We start from the raw sequence: 20828 nt of genomic DNA, 5'->3' as shown, positions 1-20828 counted from the left end.
TACATTATTCATGCAATCTCACTAATAATGCGAATACTCACTATATTTAGCTAATTTTTATATTTATACCTATGTGTAGCTTCAACTTTTAGGACAGTTTAATAAATGCTGAGCTGGCCTCTATCCAAGGGGCCATCGATGGACCAAACCACGCCTGAAGCGACTGAAATTAAACTGCCTAAACTTCAACTTGGCATTGCTAAAACCACCAGTATTCACAGAGATTTTGATCTTACTACGTCCTTGAATATGGACTTTCGCTTTGCCGAAACCAATGATATCATTTCCTCTGGGACGATGAGTGCTACCCCCGCTTTTGGTTTTGAAGTTGACTATATCAAATTAGTGTACTTAAGAGGGGGCGTCGGTAATTTTCAAAACCTTGAATCCCTTGGTGGTAAGGGAACCAATATTGGCTTTCAGCCCAATTTTGGAGTAGGATTTCGGTATAAAGGAATCCAAATTGACTACGCCCTTACCTATATTCGAGACCGAAGCCTTGCCTTATATTCCAATGTTTTTTCTTTAGAACTAGATTGATCCGTATTAGGGTATTCAAATTGACTACGCCCTTACCGATATTGGTGACCAAAGCCTTGCCTTATATTCCAATGTTTTTTCTTTAGAACTAGATTGGTCCGTATTTAGATAAGAGTTTAAGTCCCTAACTCACAAAGCAATAAATAAAGATTTGCATTTAATTTTGTGAAATTGTGTAAATTTAACGTTAGGCATTTGTTAAGTGTTCTATTAACAGCTAGTTTAGCACTTGGCTAATTCTAACTAATAAAAAATTATTAACAAATGAAACAAAATGTAAATTGGATCTTCTTATTCCTTTTCGCTTTAATCTCACATGTAGGTTTTGCGCAAAGTCAAGAAGTAACTGGAACTGTTGTAGACAACAGTGGTTTACCTCTACCAGGAGTAAACGTAATCGAAGATGGAACGAGTAATGGTACACAGACCGACTTTGATGGAAATTTCTCTATCGAAGTTGAACAAGGTGCTGTTTTGGTGTTTTCCTATTTAGGAATGAAAGAACAGAAAGTGACTGTAGGAAGTCAATCTTCTTTTGAAGTAACCTTAAAGAATGATACTGGTCAACTCGATGAGGTGGTTATAACTGCTTTAGGGATTACCAGAGAGAAAAAATCCTTAGGATATTCTACACAACAAGTTGCTGGTGAAGATTTAACCGTAACAAGAAGCTCTAACGCTATTAATTCCTTAAGTGGAAGAGTCGCTGGTGTTCAAATTTCAAATTCTTCCGCTAATCTTGGTGGATCAACAAGAATATTGATTAGGGGTATTGGTTCTGTAACTCAGGAAAATAGACCATTATATGTTATTGATGGTGTTCCGCTAGCAAACGATAACTTCAACCCCGGAGGTACTTCTACAGGTGGTGGAGGCCGTGACTTTGGTGACACAGGCTCTGACATTAATCCAGATGATATTGAAAATATGCAAGTTCTTAAAGGTGGACCAGCAGCAGCTTTGTACGGAAACAGAGCCATTAATGGTGTCATCTTGATTACTACTAAATCTGGAAAGAAAGGAAAAGGGCAAGTTGTTGTAAATTCAGGTCTTTCTTTTGAATCTGTAAATGTCACTCCTAATGTTCAGAAAAAATATGGTGGTGGTGCAGGAAACCCTAATACACTTGGACCCGGAAGTTTTAATAGTCAAACTATCGGCGGAACTGACTATCAACTTGTAGATTATGCGACCGATGAATCTTGGGGGCCACAATATGATCCTAATACAAGCGTATTACATTGGGATGCATTTGATCCTGAATTTGCAGACGATTTCTTAAATCCAAGACCTTGGGTTTATCCTGAAAATGACCAAGAGGATTTCTTTAGAACAGGTGTAACACTTAACAATAGTGTGTCCTTTTCTAATGGAGATGATAATAGTCAGTATAGAGCATCTATTTCCAATATCCAAGCAGAAGGCGTAGTCCCTAATTCAAATTTAGATAAGACTACGGTTAATTTTAATGGAACAACTAAAGTCGGAGATAAATTAAAAGTAGGCTCTAACTTTAATTATACAAGAACTAGCGGTTTCAATAGACCTTCTACAGGATATTCTGGAAACAGTGTTATCCTACAGTTTTATCAATTTGGACAGACTCAACTTGACTCAGAGCGTTTGAAAAAATATGTGACCCCGTCTGGTCAGCAAAGAACTTGGAACAGGGTCGCTTTTGATAATCCAACTCCTCGTTATACAGATAATCCATATTGGATTATCAATAACAACACGGCGCAAGATGAAAGAAACAGATTTTATGGAAAGATTTTTGCTAATTACCAAATTACGGATGATTTAAGTGCAGAAGTAAATGCTTACGGTGACACTTATGGAGCAGAAATTAATCAAAGAAGAGTTAATGGTTCACAAGCACAATCATTCTATTCTCAATTCAATACTAACTACAAAGAATTCAATTACGAAGGTAGATTGTCTTACAACAAGAAATTTTTAGATAATAAACTTACCTTGAATGCTGTAGGAGGTTTAAATAGACGAGATGTTAGAATTTCAACGTTGAGTGGTGAAACGCAAGGAGGCCTAATTGTAAATGGTCTTTTTAATCTTGGAAATTCAGCTAACCAGTCAACTGTTAGTGATGATGATTCTAGTTTAAGAGTAAATAGTGTGTTTGCTACAGCTTCTGTGGGCTATGACAATTTTTTATACTTGAATGCGAGTGTTAGAAATGACTGGGATTCTTCATTACCAGCAGATAATAATTCTTACCTCTATCCCTCTGTAAGCTCGAGTTTGGTATTTTCTGAACTAGTAGAATTTGATTGGTTAAACTTTGGTAAATTAAGAGGAGGTTATGCACAAGTTGGTGGTGGTACAGATCCAAATAATTTAAGAACAGTATATAGTAATCCTAATAATTTAAATTTCTTGGGTAATCCAACATTTAGCCAACCTGGGAATAAACTTAATCCTAACCTACTCCCTGAACAAAAGAAAACTTGGGAAATTGGTCTAGAAATGGGATTCTTAAAAAATAGAATTAGTTTTGATTTCACCTATTATAATGAAAGAACAGAGGATTTAATTACTCCTGTGAGCGTAGATCCAGGTACTGGATATACTGGAACTACAGTAAATGCAGGTGAACTGGAAAATAAAGGTATAGAGCTTTTAGTGAACGTAAGACCTATAGAGACAGAAGATTTTTCTTGGGATGTGACTGTGAATTTTGCTAGAAACAGAAATAAATTATTATCTCTGATTGACGGTGTAGAATCTTTACAGCTTGCTCGTTTTCCTTTCAATGGTGTTAGTTTAAACGCTGTAGTTGGAGAGGCGTATGGACAGATAAGAGGTACCAACTATGTTTTTGATGACCTAGGCAACAAAGTTATTAGTGCAGGTGGTAGCTATTTAGAAACTCAAGATGTTGAAAATCTAGGTAGTATTTTACCAGATTTCAATATGGGTATAAGAAATTCTATTTCTTACAAAAACTTTAGACTAAGTGCACTTATCGATATCCAGCAGGGTGGTAAATTTAGATCCTTAACTAACATCTGGGGTAACTATTCTGGTATATTAGAGCAGACCGCTAGAGGAAACATTAGAGAAGAAGGTGTTGTCTTGTCAGGCGTAACTGGTGATGTCACTTTTAACGATGACGGCAGCTATACTGTAACCAATACAGCAACGAATACTACTGTTATATCTGCTCAACAAGAAGGACAAGATCATTTCTTTGGGAATGATAACCAGAATGTTTTTGATGCTGATTATGTTAAATTAAGAGAACTTAATCTTACTTACACATTCAATAAAGAGTGGTTCGGAGGTTTTGTTCAAGATGTTCAATTATCAGCTTTTGGAAGAAACCTAGCAGTTTGGGGACTAGATAATGAAAACTTTGATCCAGAAATCGCTACTGGTGGTAGTGGTAACGTACAAGGTTCAGAAGGTGGCTCATTACCATCAACCTTATCTTATGGTCTTAACCTACAACTTAAATTTTAAGAAATTATGAAATATACATTTTTAACAACACTAGCGATTGCATTGTTTTTCGTAAGCTCATGTGACGATGGCTTAGAGAATTACAATGTGAATACAAATAGTCCTGAAGTCGTTCCTGCCTACACTGTTTTTAATAGTGCAACCGTAGAATACACAGACTTCATGAGAGATGCCTTTAACACAGGAAGGCTTACACTTCCTTGGTTGCAATATTGGGGACAAACTAGTTATGCTGATGAAGATAGGTTCTTATACAGAGAAACTACAGCAGAAAGTATTTATACAAACTCATATAGAGTTGCAACAGATTTAAAAGCTGTTATAGAATTAAATACTAATGAAGAGACAAGGCCCACTCAAGCTGCCTTTGGTAATAATGAAAATCAAATTGCTGCTGCTAGAATAATGTTAGTCTATGTTTTCCATACATTAACTGATACTTTTGGAGATGTTCCTTATTATTCTTACGGCTCTGATAATCCAACTTTTCAAGGTTTGCAAGTTGATGAGTTTCTTTCTCCTGTTTTTGCAGATCAAGAATTGATTTATCAGGATTTATTGAAAGAATTAAGAGAAGCTTCAAACCAATTAGTAACTTCAGAACCTGTCTTTACGGCTGGTGATAATATTTTTGATGGAGATGCTACAAAATGGAAAAAGTTTGCTAATTCGTTAATTCTTAGAGTTGCTAATAGATTGAGAAATACAGATGCCGCAGCAGCAAATTCTGCAATTGATGCAGCGATCACCTCTGGTGTCATGACTTCTAATGCTGATAATGCTGTACAAGCATATTCTACTGAGGATGCTACAGCTTCACCATTTTGGCAATCATTTATTGGAAGAACTGATTTTGGAGTAACTAATACATTCGTTGATATCCTAAAGGGTAATGATAATGCTTTTGGTGAAGATCCAAGATTATTTAAAATGGCTGCACCAAGTATAGTAGGTATCCAAGATATACAAGCTGATGATTATACTGAAAGTACAGATCCAGATGATTATCAAGGTCTTCCTTATGCTTTTCCATTAACTCAACAATTACCATTTTCTACATACAGTTTTCCAAGTAGTAATGTGTTGAAGCCTGATTATGGCGAAGTCTTGATGGAATATGCAGAAGTTCAATTTATTATTTCAGAGAGAAATGGTTTCTCACAAGCAGAATATGAAGAAGGTGTAGCTTCTTCTATGGAAAAATGGGGTGTAGATGCTGCTGATATTTCAGTTTTTATATCTAATCTTCCTGCTGCAAATGAGGCAAATGTATTAAATCAAAAATACGTTGCTTTATACATGCAAGCACACGAAGCTTGGGCTGAATATAGAAGAACAGGATTCCCTAACTTAATTGTTGTTCCAGGTGAAACAATTACTTTAGATCAGAATCAGTTTGCTGCTTTAACCAATGCAGATCCAACTTATGTTTTCGTACCAAGAGTTGATATCGATGAAATGCCACAGCGTTTAAGATATCCTCAAATTCTTCAAACCTTAAATGAAGCTAACAGAGCTGCTGCAGCTCAAGCTTTAGGTGGAGATGTGATCACAAGTCCATTATTTTGGGATGTGAATTAAACATTCATTTATTATACTATTTACGAAAGCTGCTAGAGAAATCTAGCAGCTTTTTTTGTGGCAAAACCCTAACTTTGTAAAATGATTAAAATTATAGTATTCTTACTTCTATCCTCTTCTCTACTCTTCGGGCAACAAACTGAAAAGGTTGACTTTTTGGAACTTAATGCTACCGTGACCATCGATACCATCAATTTTGAAGTAAAGGGACAGGTAGAAGTCAGTTTTAAGATCCTAAAAGATGTAGATTCTGTTTATCTAGACGCCGTCGATATGCGCATTAAACCTTCAGAATCAAATACTCTTAAGATTGTTACTACAGACGATAAAATTTGGATGACCAGTAATTTTAAAAAAGATAAAAGCTATTCGGCTACTTTTTCATATAAATGCGAGCCTAAACAAGCGCTTTACTTTGTGGGTTTCAATTCAACTTTAAAAGCCTATCCCTCTCAAGTCTGGACCCAAGGACAAGGCAAATACACTTCCCACTGGTTGCCGAGTCTTGATGATATGAATGATAAAGTGATCTTTAGTATTACTTACGAGGCTCCTGAAAATTATGAAGTGATTGCTAATGGCAACCTAAACAAGACAAGGTCTAGATTGAACCATAAATCTTGGCACTATGAAATGCAAAAACCGATGAGTAGCTACTTAGTAGGTTTTGTAATGGGAGACTTCAGGCGAACGTCTGCAAAAAGTGAAAAAGGCATTCCACTACAAGTCTATCTTGAAACCAGACACCTGGATAAAATGAGTTATACGTATCGAGACCATGTTAAAATTTTTAATAGTCTAGAAAACAAAATCAATATAAATTATCCTTGGCGAAATTTTAAACAAGTCCCTGTCCGAGATTTTTTGTATGCTGGTATGGAAAATACAACACTCAATACCTTCTCTGAAGAATTTGTCGTGGATAGTATTGGAGCAAATGACAGGAGTTTTGTAAACGTCCAGGCGCACGAATTGGCGCACCAGTGGTTTGGTAATTTAGTGACTGAAACTTCATCTAAACACCATTGGCTTCATGAAGGCTTTGCCACCTATTATGCTTTAGAGGTAGAAAAGGAAATATTTGGAGAGGAGTATTATTATTTTAAACTTTTTAAAACCGCAGAAGAACTTAAAGCTAAAAGTGATTCTGGACAAGGACAAGTACTCGTAAGCGTCGGGGGAAGCTCTTTGACTTACTACGAAAAAGGAGCTTGGGCGCTTATTATTCTAAAAAACACTGTTGGGGAGGCTGTGTTTCAAAAAGCTATTGAAAGTTATTTAAATAAATATGCTTATAAAAACGTCACCACAGAAGATTTTATGACTGAAGTTGAGTTTCATTACGGTCAACCTCTCACTAATTTTAAAGAGCGATGGCTTAACCAAAAAGCATTTCAGTCTAAAGAAACCTTAATGCTTTTAAAAAAGCAGAAGTTTATTCAAAGCTACTTAAAACTGGCTGCTTTTAGAGAAACCCGGCTGAGTCTTAAAACAGATAGAATTAGTGATGCTCTTGATTTCCCCGTAAATGATTACTTGGGACAGGAAGCTGTACATCAGCTTAATGGTGGAGACTTTGACCTCTCGATTCCACTCTATAAGAAGGCATTTGAAACCAATAATCTATATGTGAGGCAAGCCATTGCAAATTCTTTAACCTCTATTCCCTCAGAACTTAAAGCAGACTACGAAAGCTTGCTTAAGGATGATTCTTATGCTACTATGGAAAAAGCATTATTTAACCTCTGGAGAGCCTTCCCTGAAGATAGACATATCTATTTGGAGGCCACAAAAGCTTCTGTTGGTTTTCAAAATAAAAATATAAACCTTCTTTGGCTTACTCTCAACTTAGCTACACCAGATTATCAGCCTGATAAAAAGCCTTCTGTTTATGGTGAGTTAAGCGAGCATACTCAAGCAGGCTATCCGTACCAAGTGAGAGAGAATGCTTTTGGATATTTATACCAAATTGATACCTTCTCAAAAGAAAATTATAAGGATTTAATGGAAGGTGTTTTTCATCCTGTGTGGCAATTCAAAAAATTCTGCAGAGAACTTATGGATACCTTAATGAACTCTGAAAAACATTCTAAAGCCCTTAATAAACTAGCTCAAAATTTTAGTATCCGAGAAAAGACCTTTTTCAATAATCGATATTAAAACAATTGCCGGATTTCATTTTTTAAAAAAGCAATACCTGTATCACTAGGTGAAGATCTTTCGAATAACTCTGTTAACACAACTTCTCTTAATTTTTGAGCAGAAGTGATTTTATCACTCATAGCTGTTTTTCGGATTAAAGAAATAGTCGAATTTTTGGAAGCCTTAATAGCATCCCAACATTTTTGACTGACATAAACTTGCTGAACCAAATTATGCTCAAACTCTTGTTCTATTGATGATATAAGTAAGGTTTCATAATCATATTTATTTTCTCCAACAGGTTTTATCCGAGAAAGCAATTGACCAGGTGAAATGCGTTCAAGAAACAAAACCAATCGTTCAAAGGCTTGTAATCTGAGAGGTAAGACTTCACTCCTATTCTCTTTTCTAAGCTCCATATAGTGCATTTCCTTTTGATGATCTACAAAGGTTTTAAAGAAATAAAAGGATATCAACCCTACTATTATCGATGGTATTAAATAAGATAAATAGCCTAAAAGTTCTGAAGCTGACTGCATTGCTTAATTTTGATTCAAATATAGATATTATGATCAACTTTACCTTTTTAGACTATAAATTAAAAACTGGAAGACTTAAAGATTGGGTGTAAATTGATTAATTTTGAACGAATAACCACATGACTTAAAATTAGAATCTTGCAAGATTATATTAAACAACTTAATGAGGCTCAACGCGAAGCTGTTTTACAGAAGGATGGACCAATGATTGTGATCGCGGGAGCAGGTTCTGGCAAAACAAGAGTGTTGACCTATAGAATTGCTTATTTGATGAGTGAGGGTGTAGACTCTTTTAATATCCTCTCCTTAACATTTACCAACAAGGCAGCTAAGGAGATGAAGAATAGAATATCTAAAATTGTTGGAGCAGAAGCCAAAAATTTATGGATGGGAACTTTTCACTCCGTATTTGCTAAAATATTAAGGTTTGAAGGGGATAAACTCGGTTTTCCTTCCAACTTTACGATATACGATTCCAACGATTCCCAACAATTGATAAGGTCTATTATTAAAGAAAAAAATCTTGATAAGGACATCTATAAATACAAACAAATCTTATCGAGAATCTCTTCTTTTAAGAACAGTTTGATCACGGTGAATGCCTATTTAAAAAACCCTGAGTTACAAGAAGCAGATGCAATGGCTAAGCGACCTAGACTAGGAGAAATCTATCAAGAATATGTAGATCGTTGTTTCAAATCTGGAGCTATGGATTTTGATGATTTATTGTTGAGAACCAATGAGCTTCTCACTCGGTTTCCCGAGGTATTGGCTAAGTACCAACAAAAATTTAAATACATCTTAGTAGACGAGTATCAAGATACAAATCACTCTCAATATCTAATCGTAAAAGCTTTAAGTGATAGGTATCAAAATATATGTGTGGTGGGAGACGATGCACAAAGTATCTATGGCTTCCGTGGAGCCAACATCAATAATATTTTAAATTTCCAAAAAGATTATAGCGATGTAAAATCTTTTAGACTAGAGCAAAACTATAGGTCTACTAAAAATATCGTTGATGCTGCCAATTCCATTATTGAAAAAAACAAAACCAAGCTCGACAAAGTGGTATGGACGGAAAACCTTGAGGGTTCTAAAATTCATGTAAATCGGCTGGTGAATGATGCTGAAGAAGGCCGGTTTGTTGCTAACTCAATTACGGAAAAGCGCATGCAAGAAGGTGCTAAAAACGGAGAATTTGCTGTATTATACCGTACAAATGCCCAGAGTAGATCTATTGAGGATGCCCTGAGACGCAAGGACATTCCCTACCGTATTTTTGGCGGTCTATCCTTTTATCAGAGAAAAGAAGTCAAAGATATTCTAGCTTATTTAAGGTTGATTGTAAATCCTAAAGATGAAGAAGCTTTAAAAAGAGTCATTAATAATCCCTCAAGAGGTATAGGACAGACCACAATTGACAAACTGACACTGGCGGCCAATCATTATAAAAGGACGATTTTTGAAATTATCGAAAATATAAATAAACTCGACTTAAGTATTAATAAAGGCACTAAAACTAAATTGGTGAACTTTGTTATTATGATTAAAAGTTTTAAAGTTCAGAATGACTCCTTGAATGCTTTTCAAATCACAGAAATTGTATCCAAAAAGACAGGACTTCTCCAAGAGTTTAAAAAAGATGGTACCCCAGAAGGAATTGCTAGAATAGAGAATATTGAAGAACTACTTAATGGTATTAGCGATTTTGTAGAAGGCCAAAAAGAACTGGTGAATGCCGATGGATCACTTACAGAATTTTTGGAAGATATCGCTTTAGCTACATCATTAGACAAAGAAACAGCCGATGAAGATCGCGTTGCTTTGATGACGATTCACTTGGCCAAAGGACTTGAGTTTCCTTACGTATACATCGTAGGCCTTGAGGAAGACCTATTCCCTTCTGCGATGAGCATGAGTACTAGATCTGAACTTGAAGAAGAGCGACGATTGTTTTATGTAGCATTGACTAGAGCAGAAAAAGAAGCTTACCTCACCTATGTGCTTTCAAGATACCGCTGGGGTAAATTGATCGATGCAGAACCAAGTCGGTTTATTGAAGAAATCGATGAGAAGTATCTAGACTATATGGTTCCAAAAGACGATTATAGATATAAACCTCTTATTGATAAAGATATATTTGACGAAGTAGATAAATCCAAGTTAAGGCAAACTAAACCCGAAAACGGGACCCCTCCTCCAAGTCATAAACCAACTGAACAGCAACTAAAACGACTTAGAAAAATTAAACCAGAAGGAGAGTCTACTCCTACCCAAAAAGCAAAACCTATGCAGTTGGATGCAGGGCAAATGGTAGAGCATACTCGATTTGGTAAAGGAGAGGTCTTAAATGTGGAAGGAGTGGGCATGGATAAGAAAGCAGAGATTAAGTTTGAAAATGGAGGTGTGAAAAATCTAATTTTGAAATTTGCAAAATTGAAAATACTCTCTTAGATGCTCTCAGTCTCAAACCTTATTATTGCTTTACTCTCTATATTTAGTATACTACTTCTCTCCATAAGCTATTTTATCCCACAAGATTCTGAAATTAATAAGCTTATTAATTACTATGATTTTGGTTTGTGTGCAGTCTTCTTGTACGATTTTTTCAGTCAATTGAGGAAACGAAAAAAGAGGTGGCGCTATTTCTTCACTTATGGGTGGTTAGACCTGTTATCCTCTATTCCCATTGTTTCAGAATTTAGATATATAAGGGTATTAAGGATCTTTAGGATCTTTAGGATTATGAAATCCTTTCACCTCCTTTATAAATTTGTGATAACTCATAAAAAAGCAAGTCTATACGGTTTCATTATTTTTGTTTCTACGGTTATCTTGGTTTTAAGCTCAACATTGGTCTTATACTTAGAAAAAGATGTAGGTAATATTAAAACTGCTGAAGATGCTCTTTGGTGGAGTTATATCACAATAACTACTGTTGGGTATGGTGATTATTATCCTGTCACCAATCTTGGAAAACTAACGGCAAGTATATTGATTTTGAATGGTATTGCCATCTTCGGCGCTATCGTATCCTATATAACGGATAGAGTGAATACCATCAAGAGGAAATCATCTCTTGATTAATTTTTTTGTAAATTTAAACTAGTATTTTATATTTTAAGACCATGGCAGAACTCATTAGAATTTACGAGGAGAATCCTTCAGAAAAAGAATTAAAACGCATCGTTAAGATTTTAAAAAAAGGTGGTTTAGTGATCTATCCTACAGATACTGTTTACGGGCTTGGTTGTGACATCAATAATACAAAAGCACTTGAAAAAATAGCTAGAATAAAGGGGGTTAAACTCGAAAAAGCAAACTTTTCATTTGTGTGCCAAGATTTAAGCAATCTATCTGAATATGTTGCACAACTAGACTCGACAACCTTCAAAATATTAAAACGGAACTTACCTGGTCCCTACACTTTTATCCTTCCGGGAAATAACAAATTGCCTTCTGTCTTCAAGAAAAAGAAAACCGTTGGTATAAGAGTTCCTAATAATAAAATCGCCCAACTTTTGGTCCAACATCTAGGAAACCCAATTATTTCTTCTTCCATAAGGGATGAAGATGATGTTATAGAATACACTACTGATCCAGAGCTTATTGCAGAAAAATGGGGCAAACTGGTCGACGTTGTCATCGATGGAGGCTTTGGGGACAATGTTGCCTCTACAGTATTTGATTTAACAGAACCCGAACCAAAGCTGATCAGACAGGGTAAAGGGTCAGCAGATATTTAGTATCAAGTTAGACCAAATCAGCATCTAAATGTCGTATAAAATCAGTTTCTTTTTCACTTAGTAATCGTCGTAAAATAGAACCGTAACTAGTGCTATGCTTATATTTTTTTCCTCAACTAAGTAAATAACCTATGCTGAGCTACGTCGTAGTATATTTCAAATTTATAATACAACATTTAATAACCAAATTGGTATTAAACCTATAGTGTCGCCATAAATCGTTTCTTTTTTGACATTTAAAATGCAAATTGATTAAAAAGCAAAAGCGGAACATCTTCAGAGGCCCCGCTTTTGATTTAAAGCTTATATTTTACTATAGGGTCGGTTTATCTACAAAAGGTCTTTCGTCTCTATTGGCGATTTCCCAAGCCGTAAAAAATACAAGTCTAGCTCTTTTTTCTAAAAGGTCATATTCTATTTTTTCTGGAGTATCCGTGGGCTGGTGGTAGTCTTCGTGAACACCGTTAAAATAAAAGATGATTGGGATATCAAATTTAGCAAAGTTATAATGATCACTTCTGTAGTAGAAACGGTTAGGATCGTTCTCATCGTTATAGGTATAATCTAAATTTAGATCAGTATAGGTAGCGTTAGCCTTTTCAGAAATTTCATGTAAGTCTGTGCTTAATTTATCGCTTCCTATAAGGTAGACATAGTTAGGATCGTCTTGATGGGCTTCATCAATTCTTCCAATCATATCAATATTAAGATTGGCAACAGTATTTTCTAAAGGATAAATTGGATTTTCAGAGTAGTACTTAGACCCCAATAGGCCTTTTTCTTCTGCTGTCACATGAAGAAATATAATTGAACGCTTAGGTCTATACCCTTCGGAAACCGCTTTTTGAAAAGCTTCAGCAATTTCCATGATAGCTACAGTTCCTGAACCATCGTCATCTGCGCCATTATAAATTTCCCCATCTTTCATTCCTATGTGGTCATAATGTGAAGTAATCACAAGATATTCTTCTGGTAATTCGCTTCCTTTAATAATAGAAATTACATTCTCACTAGCTTTAAACTTGTCGTTAAAATAGGCTGAAGGAATGGTTTGGAAATAAGAGTCTTCCTCCTCAAAAGAGCCTCCTTGGATATTTAGGCTTTTATAATAATCCTTTAGATATTCGGCAGCTTTCTTTTGACCGGGCTCGCCTGTGTCCCTTCCTTGAAAATCATCTGAACTAAAGGTATACAGGTAATCACTTAATTCTGAAGATGTGATGGTTTTTGAAAATTGATTTGGATCAACTTTAGTCACATCTTTCATTTGTGTTTTACATCCTACTAAGCTTATCGCTAAGAATAATGGTACTATTATTTTTCTCATGGGTTCGTTATTTAATGCTAAAATAAGAGTTTCGTGCTTTTGCACCAAATTAAACATATAATGCCGCAATAAATCGTTTCTTTTCAGCTCGTTTTTATCAAATATAAGAACCACAACTAAGGCTTTGCTAATTATTTTCACTTCGATCGATCAAAAACAATTCAATTTGTTCACATTATATTATAAATTTAATGTGGTATTAGATATACTTCAAAATCAAAAAAAGTACGGAATTCTACTTTTGAAATATCAAAGAGAAAAAATTTCATAATTCGAGTTAGAATAGTTTTGATAAATCAAAAAGCTTACTATATTTGCAATCGCTAAAGAAATCTTGTAAAGGAATTTAAATTAAAGACAGTCATTTAGTAATTGGGATGTTGAATTTTTTAGACCTTTGGAGAAATGGCAGAGCGGTCGTACCGAAGATTCGGGAGCGGCAGTATTAAAAAGACTAGCACTCTTTTTTTATTTATTGACTGGAGAAATGGCAGAGCGGTCGAATGCGGCAGTCTTGAAAACTGTTGAGGGTCACACCTCCGGGGGTTCGAATCCCTCTTTCTCCGCAGATTCAAGTTTCAAAAGAAACTTAAACAATCAAAAAACCCTTTAAAGTCAGTCTTTAAAGGGTTTTTCATTTTTCGACAATTTCAAAAGGCACATAGAATATCAAAGTTTAGTTACCCTATGAGTTACCCTATTGTAATTTTGGGTTCGATTCCCTAAAATAGGGTAACTAGATTTTGAGGATTCGCTCCGAATTCGCTACTATTACTGGGATTCAAGATGTTTTTAAATCAGTTTTGCTCTAATTTAAAAACAGAAAAATGCTACAAATCATCTATTTTATTAAGTCTGATAAGGCTAAGAAGAATGGCGAATGTCCAATCTACGCGAAAATTCAATTTCAGCGTCAGACAATAACCATGAGTACTAAACAAAGTATTACACCCAGTCGCTGGAGCTTCACCAATAACCTGAGAAATCCATTGAAGCTTGAGAAAGAAAAGGTCATAAAAGCGTCTCTCGATAGCTTAAACCTAAGCTTTGAAAGAAAAATAAATGAATTAATAAGAGCAAATTCTGCAGTTAATTTAAATGAAATTCGAAAAGATATCACTGGGAAACCAAAGAAAAAAAAGAAAGAAGTAGGGCTATTAGATATTTTTGAAAAACATAACAAATCATTCGAAAGAAAAGTAGATGCTGGAGAGCGTTCTTCCGCATCTTTACAGAAATACAAGAGATCCAAAACTCTTATTGAAGATTTTATTAAGAAGGAATACGGTAAGGATAATATATCTATAGACTCAGTAAAAGGCGCATTTATTTATAATCTTGAATCTTACCTAAAATATGAGAGTGTTTATAAGGGGAAGGTTGGAATTAAAAATAATTCAGTTGTGAAGTATTTTAAAAATTTCAAGACAGTGTGTAATTACGGAATTAAACTAGATATAATTACTAAGAATCCATTTTCAAAATATGATGGAAAATTGAAAGTAAAAGACGCTGTCTTTCTTACAAAGGCCGAGCTGTTAAGAATTGAAGAAAAATCCTTTGATATTGTCAGATTACAGAGAGTGAGAGACATTTTTCTTTTTAGTTGCTATACAGGTTATGCTCCTATTGATGAGCAATCATTGACCAGAAAAAATCTCATACAGAATAATGAAGGTGATTACTGGATAGTAACTGATAGGGTGAAAACAGGAATTAGAGCAAATGTACCAGTACTTCCAACAACGCTCAGGATAATTAAAAAATACCAGGATTTACAAAAGGGGCTGATTCCGAAGCTATCTAACCAGAAAATGAATGCATACCTAAAGGAAATAGCTGATGTTTGCGGAATTCATAAAAAACTGACATGGTATACAGCAAGACACACATTTGCTACAACGGTTACTCTTGGTAATGGAATCAGGATGGAAAATGTATCAGCTATGATGGGTCATTCTAATATTCAACAAACACAACACTATGCAAAAGTATTGGACTCTAGTGTAAATGATGATATGGGCAAAATAAAAGATATTTATAAGTAATAAATCTTAGAATTTAACAAAAATTGCATTAGTTATTAAACTGTTACAATCTCTATTTTGTCTGGCTTATATTTGTAATTAAAAGCCTTAATTATGAATTATAAGTATCAACTAGATCTAGAGATAACTCGACTTTTAAAATTTATTATATCGTATGATGAAAATTTTAAAGCATTCAAATTTAACGATACTTGGGTAAATGAAATTAATGATCATTTCTATAAGGTTAAGATAACCATAATAATGCAATTGCTGGCAAAATACTTAAAGCATGGACTTAAGCAGGCTGAATACCTCGAATACCTGAAAAATTGGATATCTAAAAAGCTAAGTCAAATAGAAAACTATGAACTTAATTCAATCGAATTTTTTGAATCATATACCCAAAAAATCTCAACGGTGAACGGCCATAGCAAAGAACCAACTTCTAATAGTGAGCTATTTAAGACCTACAAAGAGGACAACAAGTTAGCATTAGAACAAAACCCTGATTTGGTAAACTATCTGAATTTTTTTTCAAAAAAAATAAACAATCTTAAAACTGAACAGGATTTCGAAAAAGGTTTACTGTTATATGCTTTAAACACCTATAAAGATGCGCTTAAGGATTTGCATGGGTATATTTATGAAATTTCAAATGATGCTGAGTACATAGATTTCAAAAGCATAGATCTTGGAGATTGGGAAGAGTCTACCGTCAAGGAGAAGAAGCATCGTCTGGGACATTTAAATTTAAGCAAAAAAAAGGTGGCACATTTTTTTAGAATCTTATTGGAAGAAAACTATTTAGTTTTTGATGAAAAGGATGATGCCGCAAACAGGCTCGAAATGAAAAGATTTGTTGAAGATAACTTTACGTTTAAAAATCTTAAAAAAGAAAGATCAGCTATTAAAACCTTTAGAAGAGAGTATTCTGAAGTTTGTTCTAACCTAAGTCCAGATGTAAAAGAACATAAAGATTTCATTGATAAATTAATTTCAAAACTCCAGACCAGAAAAGATAATCTCAAGGACTAAATTCGCTCCGAATTCGCTCCTATTCTTCTCTTTTATAGACAGTTATTCTCAACTTAGCGGTATATAAACATTAAAAATATTATATATGACAGCTTATAGTTCAGAGGAAATGAAAATACCCACAGTCAATACAATTAAGTATTTGCTTGACCCGATTATTAAAAAATTGGATCACTTAGACTCTACAATTAAAAATAGTAATTCTTTGAGTTCAGAATCAAAGTATTATAGAAACAGTGACTTAAAAAAATTATTCGGACTTTCCAGCAATACGATAATCAAGTACAGGGAAACTGGTCTGTTGCCCTACACTAAGTTGGGAGAGATCTTTCTATACGAAAAGAAAAAAATCGATTCAATTCTTAAAGAAAATTCTGTAAACCTCTAACCTATGAAAGATCCTTTTACCTGTGAAGAGTTTGAACCAAAACGTAAAAATCAACGATTTGCGAATTCTAAGAATAGAATAGATTACCATAACATGAAGGCCAATAAATTAAGAGAAGAAAAAGCTTCTATGGATAAGCCATTGAGCGAAAACCTTAAAATTTTAAAGGACATTATGAAAGGTAAAAACAAACATACCGTTCATAAAGAATTTTTGAGAGGCAAAGGCTATAATTTTGAAGTTTATAATGGCATGTACAAAAATGGAACCGATAGAGGGTATCGTGTTTATAACTATATATTAATCTTTACAGAATCTAATGTCAAAATCCTACAAAATAATAGATCCTAGTCTACATGTCTTGGCCGATAAGACAACTAATCATGCCTCATTAATCAATGAGAATATGAACTTAAAAAACTTAAATGCCATTATCATACTTTCAGCAGTAGTAATATTAAGCATTGGTTATGTATATTATCAAAGCCGTGATATGGACGATAAAAATGAAAGTTGAGTCAGCCTACAAACGTTTAGAGACCTTGCAATTGTAAGCAGTCCTAATTGTTCTAATACTAAATTGTGAATAAATACTGATTAGTAAACTTGTTGTTCTTTATTTAGAGAAATAATTATTTTCAGGGACAATGTTTATTTTCAGAAATGATAATTATTTTAAGAAATAATATTTGTCTCTGAAAATAACTACTTAGAGTATTCTAAAATTTGCTGAATTCAACCCATAAGTGCAACAACTTTATTGTTTAAGACTTTAATTGGGTTATTGTAATTAAATTTTCTAATAGGTCAGTAATTTAGTAATCTTTCAACTTCTTTTATTCTTTTGGTTGACACAACTCTAAGATCTGTTTTCTTAGGAAAAAACCTTCTGATAACCCCTATTCTGTTTTCTACGGTTCCCTTGTCCTGAGATGTATATGGTCTTGTAAAATAAGTCTTTACAGTTAAATCTTTTGCGATTTTATGATGGTAGGCAAATTCTTTTCCGCTATCAAATGTGATGGTCTTGATCCATGATGTGTTAAAGTTGGTAAGTCTCTGGTTCATTTTTTCATATACTTCATCTGCATTTTTACTTTTGAGCTTTTCAATCATCGTTATCAAAGTTGTCCTATCAGTCATTACTAATGGGGCAGATTTATGATTACTTCCCATCATTAAGTCTACTTCGATGTCTCCAATACGAGAGCGACTCTCTACAACCTTTGGACGTTCATCTATACCGATTCTTCCTGCTATAGCACCACGACTGTCTTTTATATTGTTGCGCTTCTGTCTGCGTCCAGTGTGGCGTAGGTGTTTATAGAGCTTTTTATATTCTAGGTGATCTTTGTGGTTACTATGCTTTGCCATCCATATCCATTTATATATAGTCTCATGACTCACACATTGTTCGGAATCTTTCGCCAATCGCTTGGCTACCAGTTCCAGACTCCATTTCTCATGAATCATGAGCCCTTTGATGCTTTTTCATATCTTCTGTCAACACAAAAGACTTCAGCTTACTCACATGAAAGTGGTCTGTCTTTCGTTGAGCGTGTTCTCCGATATAACATCCAGCTGTTCTACCTCGCTTTGGCAGATTACGCTTGAGTTCACGAGATATGGTACTCCTATTAACTCCTAGGTAATCTGCTATTTTAGTTTGTGACAACCCCATATCTAATAGAGACTGAATTTGATACCTTTGCTTAAGGCGTAAGTGTTTGTATTTTTTCATGCAAGACGGATATAAATATTACTTGAACTTAGATTTATAAATAATTGACAATCATTTAATTAATGAAATTCTTATATTCATATTAGATGGTTAGCTTTGATAGTTTTTGATAAACTATTTCTTTTAAAATCACCTACTTATTATAACTTGAGCGTTTTCTTTTTCATTTAGTGTGGAATGCTATGTTGCTATATAATTACCGATTTTATTTGTAGCAAAATGATAAAAATTAGCTTCAATTTCAATCACTTACTTCTCTTAGCGCCATCGCCGTTACCTTTTCGGTAACCGACGCTAAAATTGTAAACGAGTAAGAACTTATAAAAGTGAGTGAGCGAACGATTATGCAGTTTGTCTCGGGCAGAATTTTAAACTTTGTACAAAAAAGGTTGTGGTAATCTTTTTGCTTGGCGAACGCTGTCGCTTTTTTTGCGGTAGGGTTCAAGATGTTGTAGTGAAACTCTTTTCTCGCAATATAGCTCTTCGCAAAATGTAGAGGAATGTGGTGGAACTAGTTTAACAACTAAACTAGATTAATTCTATAGTGCTTTACCCTTTTAAAGTTGTGAAATTTATCAAATTAAATTTTGGATTTATTCATGTACTCTTGCCAGAGTACCAGAACATATTTTTTTTTAGTCTGTTCTTTTATTTTTAGAAAACCATATTCATAAACAAATAAATAAACTTCCCCTTTATTATTTTTCCAAAAATGTGTAAAAAAATTAGCGTCAAATCCCAATTCATTAATTCGTGCCGCCCTTACCGTTACTTTACCACCTTTGTTGAATTCCTTTAATATTTTACGATTAAGTTTCAACTGATTATCTACAATATTATAAAATCGTTCCGGTTGTTCTTTAGCTAGTTGGTATTGGTATGCACTTTTGCAATGCAGGTTACAATATTTTTTATCTGTTCTACCTTGAAGTGCTTTGTTGCAATACTTACAATTTTGTTGTATTCTCATTTCAAAAAAAATATTAAGTGATTGTCTATGCGAACGTTATTCGTTTAAGATACGGTTAAATCATTTATATCTTTTATTTTGGTTAAAAAAAGTATGGAAAATGGTAGGAGTGTAACATTGAAACACCTTTTAATCAAAGAAAAGCGCTTTATAGGTCTACAATTTAATACGGATAAAGTTATTCATGCGCTGGTTAAACAATTACCAGATGTAAAATGGAGCAACAGCTTTAACATGGCCTATATTTTGAACACTAGCAAAAATCTTGATCAAATATTCAAAATATTTAATGGAGTTGTTTGGGTTAATTGCAATTACTTTTTCGATAAAAGTACTGTAAGAGAAACTAACGAACCTATAGATATTACTTGGTTCAGAAAAAGACAACTACCGACTAACTACCGTGTGTGTCCTACCAGCTATTTAGATAAATTAGAATTGAGAAAATATGCCAATAACACCGTGAAAACATATGTTACTTCGTTCGAAACATTCATTAACTATTACATTTCTAAAGATTTAGTTGCTATTAATGAAAGTGATGTTAGAAAGTATATTTTAAAATTAGTTCAGGAAGATAGATCCAATTCATATATAAATTCTGCCATCAACAGTATCAAGTTTTATTTTGAATCTGTCCTGGGTATGCCAAATAGATTTTACGAAATAGAAAGACCTAGAAAAGAAAAGAAATTACCTAAAGTTCTTTCCAAAGAAGATGTACTCAGCGTAATTGCGAATACAAACAACTTAAAACACAAGTGTATTGTTAGTCTTTTATATTCTTCTGGAATACGCAGAAATGAATTAGTAAATTTAAAAATTACAGATATTGATAGTAAAAGAATGTTAATACGTATAGAAGCTGCTAAAGGCAATAAAGATCGTTATACACTGCTATCACATTCTTTGCTAGAGGATTTGAGGTCATACTACAAACAATATAAACCTGAAAATTATATTGTTGAGGGGATGTATGGTAAGCAATATTCTGGGCAAAGTATTGGAAAAATAGTTGTCAAGGCGGCAGAAAAAGCAGGCATCAAAATTACTGTAACACCTCATATGCTTCGCCATAGCTTTGCCACACACTTATTAGAGGCTGGTGTAGACTTAAGACAAATTCAAGTATTATTGGGTCATAGCTCTAGCAAGACCACTGAGATTTATACACATGTTGCTACAACAACATTTAGAAAAATAAAAAATCCTCTTGATTTTTAGAATTATATAAAAGATATATAGAACATAATGTTATATATATCCTATATTGGAGGTATATAGAACATATGTTCTATATACTATT

At 34.0% G+C, this 20828-nt stretch carries 15 protein-coding genes, 1 tRNA gene and 1 pseudogene; 13 read left to right on the top strand and 4 right to left on the bottom strand.

Features of this window, described 5'->3' with window-relative positions; translation table 11 throughout:
• The first annotated feature begins 138 nt into the window (after positions 1-138).
• From CXF67_RS01925 to CXF67_RS01910, 4 genes are all read left to right on the top strand, one after another.
• Entirely contained in the window at positions 139-540 is a 402-nt protein-coding gene (locus tag CXF67_RS01925) for a hypothetical protein (RefSeq protein ID WP_257984548.1), read from the top strand.
• Positions 541-804: 264 nt separating this feature from the next.
• Positions 805-4020, top strand: coding sequence for a SusC/RagA family TonB-linked outer membrane protein (locus tag CXF67_RS01920; RefSeq protein WP_102087209.1), 3216 nt, complete (start codon positions 805-807; stop codon positions 4018-4020).
• Positions 4021-4026: 6 nt separating this feature from the next.
• Positions 4027-5601: a SusD/RagB family nutrient-binding outer membrane lipoprotein gene (locus tag CXF67_RS01915; RefSeq protein ID WP_102087208.1), complete on the top strand. Its 1575-nt coding sequence runs from the start codon at positions 4027-4029 to the stop codon at positions 5599-5601.
• An 81-nt stretch (positions 5602-5682) separates the two neighbouring features.
• The gene (locus CXF67_RS01910; RefSeq protein ID WP_102087207.1) at positions 5683-7761 is read left to right on the top strand and encodes a M1 family metallopeptidase; all 2079 of its coding nucleotides are present in this window, start codon (positions 5683-5685) and stop codon (positions 7759-7761) included.
• Here the strand turns inward: CXF67_RS01910 and CXF67_RS01905 are convergent.
• Positions 7758-8282 carry a DUF7935 family protein gene (locus CXF67_RS01905; RefSeq protein ID WP_102087206.1) on the bottom strand — a complete coding sequence of 175 codons (525 nt, stop codon included), beginning with the start codon at positions 8280-8282 and terminating at the stop codon, positions 7758-7760. The genes CXF67_RS01910 and CXF67_RS01905 overlap by 4 nt on opposite strands.
• A 138-nt stretch (positions 8283-8420) precedes the next feature.
• Here CXF67_RS01905 and CXF67_RS01900 point away from each other — a divergent pair, with 138 nt between their 5' ends.
• Genes CXF67_RS01900 through CXF67_RS01890 form a run of 3 tightly spaced genes read left to right on the top strand, consistent with a single transcriptional unit; the run spans position 8421 to position 12031 of the window.
• The gene (locus tag CXF67_RS01900) at positions 8421-10739 is read left to right on the top strand and encodes an ATP-dependent helicase (RefSeq protein ID WP_102087205.1); all 2319 of its coding nucleotides are present in this window, start codon (positions 8421-8423) and stop codon (positions 10737-10739) included.
• Positions 10740-11372 carry a potassium channel family protein gene (locus CXF67_RS01895; RefSeq protein WP_102087204.1) on the top strand — a complete coding sequence of 211 codons (633 nt, stop codon included), beginning with the start codon at positions 10740-10742 and terminating at the stop codon, positions 11370-11372.
• Positions 11373-11413: 41 nt separating this feature from the next.
• A complete protein-coding gene (locus tag CXF67_RS01890) occupies positions 11414-12031 on the top strand; it encodes an L-threonylcarbamoyladenylate synthase (RefSeq protein ID WP_102087203.1) in 618 nt (205 codons plus the stop codon).
• 313 nt (positions 12032-12344) lie between these two features.
• On the opposite strand, the gene CXF67_RS01885 is transcribed toward CXF67_RS01890, so the two are convergent.
• Positions 12345-13358 carry a M28 family metallopeptidase gene (locus tag CXF67_RS01885; RefSeq protein WP_102087211.1) on the bottom strand — a complete coding sequence of 338 codons (1014 nt, stop codon included), beginning with the start codon at positions 13356-13358 and terminating at the stop codon, positions 12345-12347.
• A gap of 481 nt (positions 13359-13839) precedes the next feature.
• Between CXF67_RS01885 and CXF67_RS01880 the strand changes: the two genes are divergently transcribed.
• The 5 genes from CXF67_RS01880 (at position 13840) to CXF67_RS01860 (ending at position 17162) form a co-directional block, all read left to right on the top strand.
• A tRNA-Ser gene (locus CXF67_RS01880) sits at positions 13840-13924 on the top strand.
• Positions 13925-14185: 261 nt separating this feature from the next.
• Positions 14186-15406 carry a site-specific integrase gene (locus CXF67_RS01875; RefSeq protein ID WP_102087202.1) on the top strand — a complete coding sequence of 407 codons (1221 nt, stop codon included), beginning with the start codon at positions 14186-14188 and terminating at the stop codon, positions 15404-15406.
• A gap of 93 nt (positions 15407-15499) precedes the next feature.
• A complete protein-coding gene (locus CXF67_RS01870) occupies positions 15500-16423 on the top strand; it encodes a hypothetical protein (RefSeq protein ID WP_102087201.1) in 924 nt (307 codons plus the stop codon).
• An 85-nt stretch (positions 16424-16508) separates the two neighbouring features.
• Complete coding sequence (locus CXF67_RS01865; protein WP_257984547.1) at positions 16509-16811, top strand: helix-turn-helix domain-containing protein; 303 nt, start codon at positions 16509-16511, stop codon at positions 16809-16811.
• A 3-nt stretch (positions 16812-16814) separates the two neighbouring features.
• On the top strand, positions 16815-17162 hold the full coding sequence (locus CXF67_RS01860) for a hypothetical protein (RefSeq protein WP_102087200.1): 348 nt from the start codon (positions 16815-16817) through the stop codon (positions 17160-17162).
• 384 nt (positions 17163-17546) lie between these two features.
• Here CXF67_RS01860 and CXF67_RS01855 read toward each other — a convergent pair.
• Positions 17547-18552: pseudogene (locus CXF67_RS01855) on the bottom strand (IS30 family transposase).
• Between the two features lie 580 nt (positions 18553-19132).
• Positions 19133-19522: a hypothetical protein gene (locus tag CXF67_RS01845; protein WP_102087197.1), complete on the bottom strand. Its 390-nt coding sequence runs from the start codon at positions 19520-19522 to the stop codon at positions 19133-19135.
• 93 nt (positions 19523-19615) lie between these two features.
• Here CXF67_RS01845 and xerA point away from each other — a divergent pair, with 93 nt between their 5' ends.
• Positions 19616-20746, top strand: coding sequence for a site-specific tyrosine recombinase/integron integrase (xerA, locus tag CXF67_RS01840; protein WP_102087196.1), 1131 nt, complete (start codon positions 19616-19618; stop codon positions 20744-20746).
• The last annotated feature ends 82 nt before the right edge of the window (positions 20747-20828 follow it).

Origin of the sequence: Psychroflexus sp. MES1-P1E (genome assembly GCF_002836055.1) — a bacterium.
GTDB lineage: Bacteria > Bacteroidota > Bacteroidia > Flavobacteriales > Flavobacteriaceae > Psychroflexus.
The sequence above is the reverse complement of the archived record's forward strand: the minus strand, read 5'-3'. Positions and strand labels throughout refer to the sequence as shown.

Coding starts and splice junctions, on each gene's coding strand:
- CXF67_RS01925 (WP_257984548.1), top strand. CDS start 139: ATGGACCAAACCACGCCTGAAGCGACTGAAATTAAACTGCCTAAACTT.
- CXF67_RS01920 (WP_102087209.1), top strand. CDS start 805: ATGAAACAAAATGTAAATTGGATCTTCTTATTCCTTTTCGCTTTAATC.
- CXF67_RS01915 (WP_102087208.1), top strand. CDS start 4,027: ATGAAATATACATTTTTAACAACACTAGCGATTGCATTGTTTTTCGTA.
- CXF67_RS01910 (WP_102087207.1), top strand. CDS start 5,683: ATGATTAAAATTATAGTATTCTTACTTCTATCCTCTTCTCTACTCTTC.
- CXF67_RS01905 (WP_102087206.1), bottom strand. CDS start 8,282: ATGCAGTCAGCTTCAGAACTTTTAGGCTATTTATCTTATTTAATACCA.
- CXF67_RS01895 (WP_102087204.1), top strand. CDS start 10,740: ATGCTCTCAGTCTCAAACCTTATTATTGCTTTACTCTCTATATTTAGT.
- CXF67_RS01890 (WP_102087203.1), top strand. CDS start 11,414: ATGGCAGAACTCATTAGAATTTACGAGGAGAATCCTTCAGAAAAAGAA.
- CXF67_RS01885 (WP_102087211.1), bottom strand. CDS start 13,358: ATGAGAAAAATAATAGTACCATTATTCTTAGCGATAAGCTTAGTAGGA.
- CXF67_RS01875 (WP_102087202.1), top strand. CDS start 14,186: ATGCTACAAATCATCTATTTTATTAAGTCTGATAAGGCTAAGAAGAAT.
- CXF67_RS01870 (WP_102087201.1), top strand. CDS start 15,500: ATGAATTATAAGTATCAACTAGATCTAGAGATAACTCGACTTTTAAAA.
- CXF67_RS01865 (WP_257984547.1), top strand. CDS start 16,509: ATGACAGCTTATAGTTCAGAGGAAATGAAAATACCCACAGTCAATACA.
- CXF67_RS01860 (WP_102087200.1), top strand. CDS start 16,815: ATGAAAGATCCTTTTACCTGTGAAGAGTTTGAACCAAAACGTAAAAAT.
- CXF67_RS01845 (WP_102087197.1), bottom strand. CDS start 19,522: ATGAGAATACAACAAAATTGTAAGTATTGCAACAAAGCACTTCAAGGT.
- xerA (WP_102087196.1), top strand. CDS start 19,616: ATGGAAAATGGTAGGAGTGTAACATTGAAACACCTTTTAATCAAAGAA.